The sequence below is a fragment of the Armatimonadia bacterium genome (assembly GCA_039679385.1).
GTDB lineage: Bacteria > Armatimonadota > Zipacnadia > Zipacnadales > JABUFB01 > JAJFTQ01.
The window spans coordinates 1-14,214 of sequence record JBDKVB010000121.1 but is presented as its reverse complement, the minus strand read 5'-3'; the positions used below and the strand labels follow the sequence as shown (position 1 = coordinate 14,214).

Sequence of the window (14,214 nt, the reverse complement as noted above, 5' to 3'; positions counted from 1 at the left end):
CCGTGCCCGAACCGACTGAGACCATCCAGAAGAAGCTACCGTTAGTGCCTGACCTGCCCGGCGCCTACCTGATGCGGGACGCCGAGGGCGAGATCATCTACGTGGGGAAGGCGCGGAGCCTGCGCAAGCGGCTGCGCCAGCACTTCCGTGAGAACGCCGCGCAGTATGGCTGGACGGAGCAGCTCTACGCGAACGCAGTCGACTTCGAGTACACGGTCACGGATTCCGAGTTGGAGGCCTTCATCCTTGAGGCCAACCTCATCAAGGAGCACCGGCCGAAGTACAACATCCGGCTCACCGACGACAAGAGCTACCCCTACCTCAAGCTCACCGACGACCTCTACCCGCGGCTGATGGTCCTTCGCGACTTGCCGCGGAACGCCCACCTTCCCGGCGACCAGCGGCGCAATCCGCGCTTTCACGATCCGAAGCGCCATGAGGTGTACCGTCCCGATCCCGGACGCATCTTCGGGCCCTACCCTGACGCGAACTCGATGTGGCGAATCCTGCGACTGGTACCGCAGCTCTTTGGCCTGCGGAGCTGCCGGCGGAACCTCGACGGGACGCTGAACGGGAAGCCTTGCCTCAACTTCCACATCGGCCGCTGTCTGGGGCCCTGTCGTGGGAGAGAGGACGTGACTCCGGAGGCCTACGACGAGGCTGTCCGCGAGACGACACGCTTCCTTGAGGGACGCTCCGGGGAGATCGCCCGGGACCTTGAGGCGCAGATGAAGGCGGCGGCTGCGAACCTGGAGTTCGAGCGGGCCGCAAAGCTGCGCGACAAGCTCAAGGCCGTCCATCGGGCCACCGAGGAGCAGGTCATGGTGGCCACCGAGAACCGCGATCAGGACGTGATCGCTGCCGCCATCGACGGCGACCGGTCCCTGGTGGTGCTGTTCCAGGTGCGCGGAGGCCGCCTGGTCAAGCAGGACCAGTACGTCTTCGGGCACGTGTCCGGGCGCACGCTGAGTGAGGTCCTCGACGCCTTCCTCGTGCAGCAGTACTCGCGGGCGACCCATGTCCCGGCGGAGGTGCTGCTCTCCGAGGAAGTCGAGGACATGGACGCCTGGGCCGAGTTGCTCACCGAGGCGCGGGGTGCAAACGTTCGCCTGCATCGGCCCCAGCGAGGGGAGAAGCGCAAGCTCACTGAGCTGGCCACCAAAAACGCACAGGTGGGCCTGGCTGCCGTCGCCAAGAGTCGCGCGGAGCAACATCGCGCCATTCAGCAGGCTCTGGGTGACCTGGCCGAGGCCCTGGGGATGGAAGCTCCGCCGCGGCGAATTGAGTGCTACGACATCTCGACGACCCAGGGTCGCGACTCGACCGGCTCGCAGGTCACCTTCAGCGACGGACTCCCTGACAAGCGCTCCTATCGCCGCTATCGAATCCGTCTCCAGCAGGGCAAGCCCGACGACTACGCCATGATGGGGGAGATGCTCCGGCGGCGGCTGCGCAACGGTCTCGCCGGCGATCCCAAGTTCACCCCGCTTCCGGACCTGCTGATGGTTGACGGAGGCAAGGGCCAGCTGAACGTAGCTGTCGAGGTCCTGGAGGAACTCGGTCTGGGCGACCTTCCTGTGGCGTCTCTCGCCAAGCAGGAGGAGGAGGTCTTCGTCCCCGGGCGCTCAGAGCCCGTGGAGATGACCGACCACCAGACGGCGCGGTTCCTGCTGCAGCGTCTGCGTGACGAGGCCCACCGGTTCGCCATCACTCATCACCGGGGCCTGCGGGACGCGCAGATGACCCGGTCGGCGCTGGATGAGGTGCCCGGCATTGGCCCGGCACGACGGACGGCGCTACTCAAGCGCTTCACTTCGGTGCAGGAGATGGCACGGGCTTCGGTCGAGGAACTGGCGGCGGTGCCGGGGATGAGTCGCGCGGCCGCCGAGGCCTTACTGCGGCATCTCACCAGGGTCGTCGAGGAATAGCTCTGGCACAAAGAAGAGGGGACGGGGTAGGCCACCAGAGGGCCCGCTCCCGTCCCTTTTTTCGGTTCTATCGCCAAGTCAGATGTGTGCGCTCCCCGCAGGGGCGGAGCCCCGCGCCGTGAGGACCTCGGGCCGTTAGGGTGTCAGGCTCGCGAACGCACGTAGTTCAGCATCCCGCCGGTCATGAGCACCTCGACCTGCTTGGGCGTGAGCTCGGCCTTCGCAGTGAAGTCGGCGCCCTGCGTCAGATTGCGGGCGGCGATGCAGCCATCGCCGGCAATCGCGGTATGGACCGCGCTGAGCTCGATCTCGTCCCCGTTCTGCAGGGCCTGGTAGGTCGCGTCGTCGATGACCAGTGGCAGGATCCCGAAGTTCACCAGGTTGGCCTTGTGGATCCGGGCGAAGGACTTGGCCAGCACCGCCTGCACGCCCAGATACATCGGCACAAGGGCGGCGTGCTCCCGGCTGGAGCCCTGTCCGTAGTTCTCGCCGCCGACGATGACGCCTTCCCCGGCCTCGCGAGCGCGTTCGTAGAAGCTCCCGTCGACGTTCTCGAAAGCGAACTCGGCGATCTTGGGGATGTTGCTCCGGTAGGGCAGGACCTTCGCGCCCGCCGGGGCGATGTGGTCGGTGGTGATGTTGTCGCCGACTCGCAGCAGTACCATACAGTGGATGGTGTCCGCCAGGCCGTCGCGAGGCTCCACGAAGCGGATGTTCGGCCCGCGCACGACTTCCACCTCCGATCCGTCCGCCGGGGGTGCCACGACCATCCGGTCATCAACATCGAAGTGGTCGGGCAGATCCAGGGCCGCCGGCTCGCCCAGTTCGCGAGGATCGGTGATCTGCCCCTTAAGGGCGGCGGCGACGCAGGTCTCGGGACTGGCGAGATACACCTGGGCGCTCAGGGTCCCACTGCGACCCTCGAAGTTGCGGTTGAAGCTGCGGATCGACACCGCCTTGGTCATGGGTGACTGTCCCATCCCGATGCAGGGCCCGCAGGCGGTCTCCAGCACTCGCGCTCCGGCGGCGAGGATGTCCGCCAGCGCTCCGTTGCGTGCCAGCATCTCGCAGACCTGGCGCGAGCCGGGCGAGACCGTCAGGCTGACCTCCGGCGGAACCATCTTGCCTTTGAGGGCCGCCGCCACGGTCATCATGTCGCGCAGCGAGGAGTTGGTGCAGCTACCGATGCAGACCTGGTCGACCCTCTTGCCCGCCAGTTCGCGCACAGCTACCACCTTGTCCGGGCTGTGCGGCTGGGCGATCATCGGCTCAAGGGACGAGAGGTCAATCTCGATGACCTCGTCGTACTCCGCATCCGCATCGGCGCTGAGGGGCTGCCAGACCTCCTCGCGGTCCTGTGCGGCGAGGAACTCGCGGGTCACCTCGTCGCTGGGGAAGATCGAGGTGGTCGCCCCAAGCTCGGCGCCCATGTTGGTGATGACCGCACGCTCCGGCACCGAGAGGGTCGCAACACCGGGGCCCAGGTACTCGATGACCTTGCCCACGCCACCCTTGACCGACAGGTGACGCAGAAGCTCCAGGATCACGTCCTTACTCGCGACCCAGGAGGAGAGGTTTCCCGTCAGGCGCACACCGACGACCTTCGGGCAGGTTAGGTAGAAGGGCTCACCGGCCATGGCGCAGGCAACGTCCAGGCCACCGGCGCCGATGGCGATCATGCCAAGGCCGCCGCCCGTGGGAGTGTGGCTGTCGCTGCCCAGAAGTGTCTTGCCGGGTGCGCCGAAGCGCTCCAGGTGGACCTGGTGGCAGATGCCGTTGCCCGGTCGCGAGAAGTACACGCCATGCTTTGCCGCCACCGTGCGCAGGTACAGGTGGTCGTCGGCGTTCTCGAAGCCCGTCTGCAGCGTGTTGTGGTCAACATAGCTGACCGAGAGCTCGGTCCTCACACGGGGTACCCCCATGGCCTCGAACTGCAGGTAGGCCATGGTGCCCGTGGCATCCTGGGTCAGCGTCTGGTCAATGCGGATCGCAATCTCGCTTCCGGGCGTCAACTCACCGGACACGAGGTGAGGGCTCAGAACCTTGCTGGTAACAGTGCCTTTCACGAAGCCAACCTCCAAGAACCGAAGTCACCCGGACGGCCTGTCCGGGCCCTTGGACCATCTTACACGTCCGCAGAACATGGCGCAAGGCGCGGGCCTTGCCTCCGAGGTGCCGCGTCGCGTATCATGCACACCATCATCTTAGGGATTGGATAGGTCCTGTCGGAGCTTGCGCCCGTCGGCGTGGGCCCTGAATCGTGCGAACATGCCTCTCATTACCGTTCACAATCTGACCAAATACTACGGGACCGAGCTGCTCCTCGACCATATCAGCTTCGCCATCGATCACCGTGAGCGTCTGGGCTTGATTGGCGCAAACGGCACCGGCAAGACCACGCTGTGCCGGATTCTGATGGGCCAGGAGCCCTACGAGGACGACTCGGAGCTGCACTTCGCCCGCACCATGACGGTCGGCTACCTGTCCCAGGATGTGAACTTCGGCGACGCCAACACTCCCTGGGAGGTAGTCATGGCGGTCTTCGCCAACCTCCTGGAGCTGGAAGCGAGGCTGCACAGCGTCGAAGAGTGCATGGCAGCCGCCTCCGACGATGCTCAGACCGAGGCTCTGCTGGAGGATCACTCACAGCTTGCCGCGGAGTACGAGGCGGCCGGAGGCCATGAGTTCCGCCATCGCGCGGCGGCGATCCTCACCGGGCTTGGTGTTCCCGAGGTGGACTTCGAGCGCCCGCTGGATAGCTTCAGTGGTGGCGAGCAGCGTCGCGTGTCCCTGGCCCGGTTGCTGCTCTCTCAGCCCCAGCTCCTGCTCCTGGACGAGCCGACCAACCACCTGGACATCACCGGCATCGAGTGGCTCGAGCAGTACCTGCGCAACTACCAGGGCGCCGTCATCGCCATCTCTCACGACCGACGCTTCCTGGATGCCGCCGTCACCAGAATCCTGGAGCTCGAAGGCCGGACTCTCGCCGAGTACGCGGGCGGCTACTCGCAGTACCTCGAGCAGAAGGAGCAGCGCCTCCTGACCTACGAGCGCACCTACGAGCGGCAGCAGGAGGAGCTGAAGAAGCAGCTCTCCTTCATCCGCTGGGCCCTGGGGACCGCTCAGGAGAAGAAGGTCAAGGCCGCCAAGAGCCGCCTCAAGCTCCTGGAGAAGATGGACTACGTTGATCCGCCTCCCTCCCAGCGGCGGAAGATGACCCTTCGTTTCGAGCCCCGTGTGCGCGGCGGCGACGAGGTGCTCGAACTCAGGCACCTGGGAATGCATTACGGCGGCAAGCGCCTGTTTGAGGACGTCAACCTCTTCGTCCGCCGGGGCCAGCGAGTGGGAATCGTCGGCCCCAATGGCTGCGGCAAAACGACCTTGCTGCGCATCGCCCTGGGATACCAGAAGCCCACGGAGGGCGAGGCACGTCTCGGTACCAGCGTGGAGATCGGCTACCACCGGCAGGATGAGTTCGGCCTGAACCCCGAGCACACCGTGTACGAGGAGTTCAAGGAGCTCATGCCCGATGCCGAGCAGACCGAGATTCGCAGTCTGCTGGCGCGGTTCCTTTTCGTCGAGGACGATGTCTTCAAGAGCGTGGCCGACCTGTCCGGCGGGGAGCAGAGCCGCCTGTCGCTGGCCAAGCTCATCCTCCGGCGTCCCTCGGTCCTGGTGCTGGACGAGCCCACCAACCACCTGGACATCGACTCTCGCAGTGCCCTCGAGGCGGCCCTGCGGGAGTACCGGGGCACCATCCTGGTGGTCTCCCATGACCGCTACTTCCTGGACGCCGTCGCAAACCGCCTGCTCCTTATCCATGATGGCCGGGCGATCGTGCACGAGGGAAGCTGGAGCGCGTACGTCGCTCACCGGCAGGAGGTGGAGGCGGAGGCGGAGCGTATTGCCGCCGAGGCCGAGGCGGCCAAGCGCCAGGAGAATCTGCGGCTGGACCGTCTCGCCCGACAGGAGAAGAAACGGCGCCGACAGCAGGCCGCTCAGCAGGGCGAGGAATCGCTGCCGTCCCTGGAGCAGATCGAGCAGCGGGCGCATTACCTCGAGACGCAGCTCGCCAAGATCCGCGACATCCTGGGGCGCGCCGACACCTATTCCCTGCCCGCGCGGGTGCAGGCGCTCGAGGTCGAGTACGAGAAGCTCAATGCCGAGCTGGCCGAGATCTACGACTTGTGGGAGCGCGTCGAGCAGAGCCTGACCTAGTACCATGAGTGGTGGTCGAGCGTGGCGGCGGACTCCTCCAGGCACCCTCTTCCGAAGTGAGTGACCGGTTTTGACCACCTCGTCCGAGGGCCCCCTTAGCGCCTCCGACAGTCGTCAGCGGACGCTGGGCTGGGTCCTTGCTCTCGGTGCGCTCAGTGTCCTCGTGCGGCTCCACGAACTGGCCTATCCCATCGGTTGGGACGAAGGCTACTGGGCCTACGGCGGCCGCGAGTGGCTGATCCACGGCCGTCCCCTCTATGACGCGATCTTCGACGGCAAACCTCCTGTCATCTGGCTCCTCTATGGGCTGGTGTTCCGCGCCGGCTGGGGCATTATCGGCGTCCGCTGCGTCGGCATGGCCCTGGTGTGGCTGGCGGCTTGCCTGATGATGCTGATCGGGAAGCGGCTGCAGTCTCGCTCCGTCGGCGTTCTCGCCGCGATCGCCTATGTCCTCTGCATCAGCCAGAAGACCGTGGGCATCAAGGGCACGGTGACCACTGAGCTCCTGGTGTCGGTCTTCGTGGTGGCTGCCGTCGCCGCGATTCTGTGTGGCCGAACCCGCCCCTATCTGGTGATCGCGGGAGTCCTCGGCGGACTGGCCCTGCAGTCCCGCCAGACCGCTGTCCTCGACCTCGTCGCCCTGACGATTCTTGCCTGGATGGCTGCCGGAGGCTGGCGCAGTGCCCTCTGGTTCCTCTCCGGAGCCGTGGCGCTCAATGCTGTCGTCGCGGTTTGGTTCGCCGCCGCCGGGCAGCTTGCGAATCTCGTGCAGATCGGGTTTCTGGGCCAGGAGTCCGCCGCGAGCTACTCGGACGGCCTTCACCGCCTTCAGTTCCTCCCCACGTGGACGGAGTTCGCCGTCACTTCCTTGCCCCTGTTGTTGGGCGGCGTGATCACGGCGCTCCGCGCCTTGCCTCCTCAGAGCGTGCTCGTGCGTCGCAGCCTGTGGGTCTGGCTGGTGCTGTCCATCGCTTCGCCCTGGTCCAGCGGGCCCCGGTACACTCATCACATGGGTGCCGTCGTTGCGCCCCTCTGCCTCCTGGGCGCTCTCGGAATGGCCTGGGTGTGGGAGTGGGCAAGCCGCCGGTCGCACCTGGCCCGTCTGGCAGTACTCGCAGCCCTGGTCGTCACGCTTCTGCCTGTGGCGCGTAACGAGCTGCCGACCGTCAAGAAGACTGTGCACTTCCTCGAGGGCGAGGCGTGGCCCAAGGAGGCCCTGGAGGTTGCACGGATCATCGACGCCGACACCACACCGAGCGACACCATCTACTGCGTGGGTTACGCCGACAACATGACCACGGGCGTCTACCTCTACAGTGACCGCGTGGCGCCCACGCGTTTCGCCATGGACGATCACCTGACTCACCCCTGGGCGCTGCGCGAGGTGTCCGAGGGCTTTGCCAAGTCCCCTCCGCGTTGGCTCGTCTTCGACCAGGAGTACGACAAGAGGATTGCCGAGGGCAGCGCCGAATTGCCTACAGCACTGGGGTATGTCTATCGGTGCTCGCAGAGCGGCGACTACGAGCGGCTCAACCTGCCGCAGTTCAAGTCCTTCATCCTGTTCCGCCGCACCGTCTCGCGACCCGGCACCTCCTCCCTAGAGGAGGGCTTGGTTCCCTTCGCTCGTGACACAGGGGAACGCACGGTACTTCTGACTGGCTTCAGACCTGAGACATCAGACTGCCCTGGCCGCCAGAAGGGAGAACCAAAAAAAGGCCCTCTTTCAAAGGCCTTTCTTCAGGGCTCCTTAGAGCCGTGCCCTCCGAGTTCCGTGCGTAGCAACCCGCCTCTTCGCGTCGATGCTCGGCCAACCTTTCGGCTCGTCCAAATGCCCCGCGGGTTAGGGCGGACACGGTCGGACAAGAACATTATACCCAGAAACGCCACGAAAGTCAACTCCATGATGAACCTATGCTGCCGGGACTGAGGGGAGATAGCGATGTTCCAGGGTCGTCTCAAGGGTCAGACGGTACTCGTCACCGGGCTCGCGGGTGCCAAGGGCACCTGGTTGGGCTGGTACCTTCTCGCTGCGGGTGTGGAGAAGCTCGTCGGCGTCGACCGCTCCTTCAGCCTTCCCGGCACCTGCTACCAGTCCTCCGGTCTGGGTGAGGACGAGCGCGTGCTGACCTGCGAGCTGGATGTTCGCGACCTGGAGGGTCTGCAGCACGTGATGAAGACCGAGAAGGTCACCGCCGCCCTTCACCTTGCAGCCATGGCGATCGTCGGCGAGTGCAAGCAGCGACCCCTCGACACCTACGCCATCAACGTCTTGGGCACCGCCACCTTCCTTGAGGCCGTGCGCCGGTGTGAGGTTCCGCGCGCCGTTGTGGTCACCACCGATAAGGTCTACCGCGACAAAGGCGGAGAGCCCTGGACCGAGGACGACCCGCTCGTGGCGACGGGTCCCTATGCCGTCTCGAAGGCTTGCGCCGAGTTCATCACCCGCGACTACTACACCGGTTACCTTCAACCCGCGGGGCAGCACCTGGGGATTGCCCGAGCCGGAAACGTGCTCGTCCCCGGCGACCACCACGCCGGACGCATCTTTGTCGATGTGGCCCTCGCCCTGTCCAGGGGCGAGCAGCCGATCATTCTCAACCCGGCCTTCACTCGCCCCTACACCTTCGTCGGCGATACGGTCACGGGCTACCTCTCGCTGCTGGCACAGTGTGACCAGCAACCCATCGACGGGCAGGCCTTCAACTTTGGCCCGCGCGAGGGGCGCGGAGTGCCGAACGGTGACCTCGCCACCATGATGTGCGACCTGTGGGGCTCCGGCCTCACCTGGAAGCGTGGCAGTGAGCGTGCCGAGCCCTTCGTGCACCAGAGCCTGGACTGCACCAAGGCCGACCGGCTGTTAGGGTGGCGACCGGCCTTCGAGCTCAGGGACGGACTGGCCGCCGTCGTCGAGTGGTACAAGCGCCAGTCGCAGGACCCCGCACCCGGAGCCCTGCGCGAGCTCACCGGCGAGATACTGAACAAGCACCTGAAGGTCGCGTCAACTCTGAAGGTGCGATGGACGGACTGACCGCGGACGACGAGCCGCACCGGACCCCTGGAACACGACGACTCTACCTCTGGTCGCCCGGGAGTGATGCCCGATGACGCGCTTTACCCTCGTCGGAATGGCCGCTCTTCTGCTCGCTCTGCTTGCCCCACAGACCTATTGCGACACGGTGAGCTTCGACTTCGAAGCCGGCCTCCCCGCCGGGGTGACCCAGAAGGGCGATGTGCAGGTCGTCGCCGATGTGGTGCATTCCGGTGCCCGCGCTCTGCGGGTCGGTAAGGGCGGCGAAGTGCTGATCCCCGTCAGCCCCACCGACGGCTTCGGGACCGTGACCCTGTGGGTGTACGATTCCGGATTCAAGCTCGAGGGTGAGGCCGCCCGAGGGCGGGCTTACGGTCCCGTCTGGGGCATCGCCAACTCCGCCTCCCAGCAACTCGTCTTCGGCCTCCTCTATGCCCCGTACCTGGCGGGCAATGACTCCTACGGCTGGGTCAGCACCGCCGACGGCAGCGGCTGGGCAAGCCGTCGCTATGCCCGAGCGCCACGCAGGCCCGGCTGGCACGAGTGGAAGTTCGTGGTCAGCAATGAGACGGACATCGTGGTCTCCGTCGACGGCAGAGTCGCCAGCGCCTTCGACATCATGGCCAGCAAGTTCTTCCGCGGCTTCTCCGGCATCTACCTGCGCGGTCCGGTGGAGCTCGAGGAGCCCGTACTCGTCGACGACATCTCGGTCACGTACCAGCCGGCGGTGCTGAGCGAGCGCACGCGACCGCTACCGGGTGAGAAGCGCAAGCCACCGCAGGTGACGCCCGTGCCCCTCAAGCCGGAACTCGTCGGCAAGCACCCGCGACTGTTCTTCACCGCCGAGGACCTCCCCGCAATCCGCGAGCGCTGCAAGACCACCCACAAGGACTTCTTCGACCGCCTCATGGGCAGCGCGAACAGCTACGTGCAGCAGATGCCGCCGGCGAACGCTGCGCAATGCTCGAACGATCAGGACATGCAGCAGTGGGGTTGGTGGCGGCTGACTTCCCTGGCCTTCGGGTATATCGCGACCGGTGACGAAGCCTACGCCAAGAAGGCCATCGAGTGGATGGACGTGCTCACCTCCTACCCTGACTGGGGGACGGGCGAGGAGATCAACCAGTCCATGGGCGCCGCGAACATGCTCACCGGAATCGCCTGCGCCTATGACTGGTGCTACGGGCTCATGACCGAGGAGCAGAGGCAGAAGGTCCGTGACAAGCTCCTCCGACAGGTCGCCGAGCTCTACTGGACCGGCTTCATGGATGGGACTACCGCCGGGTACTGGAAGGGCGACGAGCAGAACAACCACGTGCACCATCGTCTGAGTGGGCTGACGCTGGGGGCGCTGGCGATTGATGGCGAGGTCCCCGAGGCCGAGGGCTATGTGGCTGCTGCGCTGGGCTTCGCTCGGAAAGTCTCCGACGCGATCCCGCCCGACGGAGCCAGCCACGAGGGCCCTCACTACTCGGCCTTCGGCTACAACTACGTGGTCCTGCTCTTCGAGGCCCTGCGGCACTGCACCGACGTCGACCTGTTCAGCAGCACGCCGGGACTGCGCAACGTTCCCTTCTTCCGCGCACACCTGCTCACACCGGGCTTCCATGACACCTTCAACTTCGGCGACTGCGGCACCGGCGTGTACTACTTCAACCACTACCTGTTCCGGCTGGCCTCCTACTACAAGGACCCGGCCGCCCAGGCCCTGATGAAGGCCGCCTACGACGCCGAGCCCGGCTCCTTCTCCTACTACCCCTGGTGCATCCTGTGGTATGACGCCGACCTCAAGCCCACGCCGCTCGACCAGATCCCGACCTCGCGCTACTTCGAGGACCTGGAGCTGGCCACCTACCGCACCTCCTGGACCGACCCGAACTCCCTCGCGGTGCTGCTCAAGTGCGGCCCCTATGGTGGCCATCGCCTCAACGAGTTGGTGCGCGGCTGGGTGAACATCGCCCACGACCACCCAGATGCCAACCACTTCATGCTCTTCTGGAAGGGCCAGATGTGGGCGACCGACGATGGTTACCCGAAGCAGAACAAGGCGGGCGCCAACCACAACCTGATCCTGGTGGACGGTCAGGGACCGACGCAGCGAGGTGGTGGCTGGCTGCAGCCCATCGCCAACCAGGCCAAGATGGGCAAGATCGACAAGGTCGTGCAGCGTGAGGGCCTCTTCGCCGTGCGGGGAGATGCCTCGGCGTACTACTCGAAGATGAAGACCATGTACCGGTGGCTGGCCGTGGTCCAGGACAAGTACGTCATCCTCTGCGACCGCCTCGAATCAGCCTCAGGACCGCGTCGCTTCGAGTGGCTCATGCACTCCGGCGCCACCTGCACGCAGACCGGCAGCGGCTACGACCTCACAAAGGGCGAGCAGACCCTGCACCTGCAGTTCGCGCTACCCGAGGGCCTCAGCGCAACTCTCGACAAGGACGTGCTGGAGGGCAAGGATCGGGGTACGGTGCTCAAGGCCGGCGCACCCGCGGCGCAGTCCGCGAACTTCGTGACAGTGCTGTCGGTCGATCCCTGTCCACCCGTGAAGGCAGTGGCGACCGCAGACACGATCACCGTTACCCTTGGCGACAAGCTCTCGGTGGTCTTCCAGGCCGCCGATGGCGATGTGATCCTGAACCGCTAAGCCTGGGCTGACCGGCGGGTATGCCGACTACTGTGGTCTCCAGGACGGCCCGACTTGCGCGGGCGTCAGGGGATGGCGTGTCACCGGCCCTGTGGCGAGCTGATCGCAACCCACATCATAGGTTGTCCCGCGGGGCTGCCCATCGATGTCCTCGGTGACAAAGGGGAAGCCGCCGATCGCCGCACTACATACCGGACTGTCAGGTGCAGGCCGCCACAGACCGTCGGGCGCCTCGCGAAGACGCAGGTCAACGCTCTGGAGGCCGGGCTCGTCGCCGAGTCCCGTATCGCCACCACTCACCAGGTTGCCGTGCCAGACCGTGCCGGTCGGCGCCGTCTGCACGGTAACCAGCGGGGCCCTGGTGCCGCGGATCAGGTTGTTGGCGATCGTGCAGTCCATGGGCGGCAGGTCCTTTGCCGGGTCGGAGCCTGTCTTGAGCCCAAGGGTGATCGGCGTGTCGCAGTCGATGATGCTGTTGAAGGCGACGACGGCCCGCTTGACCTGGAAGTAACCGCTCAGCTCCGAGTTGGGCAGGCCGTTCATCAGCGAGACCGCCGAGCGTCCGGAGCGCCCCGTCAGGCCGCAGAAGTAGTTGTTCACCACCCGGTGATCCTCACCGATGACGCGCACGCCGCCGGTGTTCTTCTTGCCCTTCCCCAGGAACCAGTTGCCCTCCACCAGACACCTGTTACCGTGGCGCAGCGTCAGGGCTCCCTCGCACTCGACGAAGGTGTTGTAGCGGTAGACGTTCTCGCAGGACTTGCTGGAGATGATCTCGGTCTCGCCGTTGCAGCGCTCGAAGAGATTGCCCTCCACCACGGTGCGCGAGACGCTCATCGACACATCGCTCGTTCCGACGCGGATGGTCTCCCCACCATTGCGGCCGAGAGGTGGCCGTGGGCCGAAGTGATTGTGGTCGATGCGGTGCTCATTGGGCTCCGGGCCGACCCAGATCACCAGCAGCGTTCCTCCTGAGGTCTTCCCCGCGAAGTAGCAGTGATCCACCCGGTTGTGAGTGCCATAGACCGACACCCATTTGCAGTCCTTGTCGCTGCCGGGTGCGTCGTAGTCCACGACCGCGCACTCTGTCAGGCGGCAGTGATGAGAGAGCTTGGAGGGGTCCTTGCGGAAGGCGATCGGGTCTTCCCCGGGCAGGCCGCCACGCGTGAACATCAACCCCTCGACCTGCAGATAGCCACCGGCGATCCTCAGCTTCGAGCGGCCACACAGGACCGTCTTGCCCGGTGTCTCGGCCCGCAGCGTGATCGGCCGATCCGGCTCACCCTCTGCCTCGAGCAGGATCGCCGTGTCCTTCCAGTCGCCGGCGGACATGACGATTGTGTCGCCTGGCCCGGCGGCGTGAATCGCGGCATCCAGTTCCGCTTGCGTCGAGACGCGCACCGTTGCAGCCATCGCCAGTGACCCCAGGGACGCTACCAGACCCACTATCAGCACACGCACAGCCCTGCGCGCTACCTTCATTGCGACCCCTCCTACCGGGCGAGGTTAGCCACAGCCTGTGGCCCGAGCCGGTCCTCCAACTGCTTCAGATACAGGCTCCGGGGCTCCACGGGAGTACCGAAGCTCTCCCAGAACCCGCTTCCCTTGTGCGTGCCCGCGCTGCAGCCGATAGCCCAGTTCTGCGCCGTCGGCGGCCTCTGCACGTCCATCGACTTTGCCGTGCAGTTCCAGAACACCATCTGCGCACCGGCCCAGCCATGACCAGTACCGGAGGCGCCCCGGTTCTGCACATTGATCGCATTGCCCTCGACGCTCACGTTGTCGTACAGCGTGCCCGTTGACCAGCGGTGATGCGGTCCGGTGTCCGCATGGGCCCGCGTCGCCGAGCAATCGACGAAGGCATTGGGCCCCGGTACGACCGCATGCATCACGAAGTCATGACGTCCGTCGCGAGCCACGCAGCGCAGCACCAGGTTGAGCTGCCCGGCCAGAGCGAAAGAGTAGCGTCGCCCGCCGGTGATCTGGGAGACCGGGTCGAGGCACGTGCAGTCCCGGATCGTCGACCGGGTCCCCCAGCGCCCCACGTTGACGCAGCTATATCCGAAGTGCACCGAGGTCACGTCGCGCACCCAGCAGTCCTCACAGCTATCCAGGCTGACCAGATTCCAGCCGTGGTCCTCGTCGTCGGGCTTGCTGAACTCCGAGTCGCCGCGCAGGTTCTCCACGCCAACCTGTGAGACACCACCGGCAAACTCGTACTTGTACAGCAGACCGCCGCCGTACTCGGCCTGGAGGGCGTTGACCAGCGGCGCATCCACGGTCACCCGGTTCCCCTCAAGGGCCGTGATCACACGCAGGAAGGGCAGGTCCTTGGAGCCTGCGGTCCACTGCACCACATCCGTCCGTCCCTTCGGAACCGGGATGCGGTCCATGCC

At 65.7% G+C, this 14,214-nt stretch carries 8 protein-coding genes; 5 read left to right on the top strand and 3 right to left on the bottom strand.

Annotated elements, in window-relative coordinates:
* Positions 1-2: 2 nt before the first annotated feature.
* The gene (gene uvrC, locus ABFE16_13530) at positions 3-1,928 is read left to right on the top strand and encodes an excinuclease ABC subunit UvrC (protein ID MEN6346315.1); all 1,926 of its coding nucleotides are present in this window, start codon (positions 3-5) and stop codon (positions 1,926-1,928) included.
* 143 nt (positions 1,929-2,071) lie between these two features.
* Here uvrC and ABFE16_13525 read toward each other — a convergent pair whose 3' ends face one another.
* Entirely contained in the window at positions 2,072-3,994 is a 1,923-nt protein-coding gene (locus tag ABFE16_13525; GenBank protein ID MEN6346314.1) for an aconitate hydratase, read from the bottom strand.
* Positions 3,995-4,196: 202 nt separating this feature from the next.
* Between ABFE16_13525 and ABFE16_13520 the strand changes: the two genes are divergently transcribed.
* From ABFE16_13520 to ABFE16_13505, 4 genes are all read left to right on the top strand, one after another.
* Positions 4,197-6,146 carry an ABC-F family ATP-binding cassette domain-containing protein gene (locus ABFE16_13520; protein MEN6346313.1) on the top strand — a complete coding sequence of 650 codons (1,950 nt, stop codon included), beginning with the start codon at positions 4,197-4,199 and terminating at the stop codon, positions 6,144-6,146.
* Positions 6,147-6,216: 70 nt separating this feature from the next.
* On the top strand, positions 6,217-8,073 hold the full coding sequence (locus tag ABFE16_13515) for a hypothetical protein (protein MEN6346312.1): 1,857 nt from the start codon (positions 6,217-6,219) through the stop codon (positions 8,071-8,073).
* 12 nt (positions 8,074-8,085) lie between these two features.
* On the top strand, positions 8,086-9,174 hold the full coding sequence (locus ABFE16_13510; GenBank protein MEN6346311.1) for a GDP-mannose 4,6-dehydratase: 1,089 nt from the start codon (positions 8,086-8,088) through the stop codon (positions 9,172-9,174).
* Between the two features lie 73 nt (positions 9,175-9,247).
* Positions 9,248-11,818: a DUF4962 domain-containing protein gene (locus ABFE16_13505; protein ID MEN6346310.1), complete on the top strand. Its 2,571-nt coding sequence runs from the start codon at positions 9,248-9,250 to the stop codon at positions 11,816-11,818.
* A gap of 27 nt (positions 11,819-11,845) precedes the next feature.
* Here ABFE16_13505 and ABFE16_13500 read toward each other — a convergent pair whose 3' ends face one another.
* Together ABFE16_13500 and ABFE16_13495 are read right to left on the bottom strand one after the other, a co-directional pair.
* Positions 11,846-13,300 (bottom strand): polysaccharide lyase 6 family protein, encoded by a 1,455-nt coding sequence (locus ABFE16_13500; GenBank protein MEN6346309.1) that lies wholly within the window; start codon positions 13,298-13,300, stop codon positions 11,846-11,848.
* An 11-nt stretch (positions 13,301-13,311) separates the two neighbouring features.
* A partial coding sequence (locus ABFE16_13495; protein MEN6346308.1) for a hypothetical protein occupies positions 13,312-14,214 on the bottom strand: 903 nt, incomplete at its 5' end.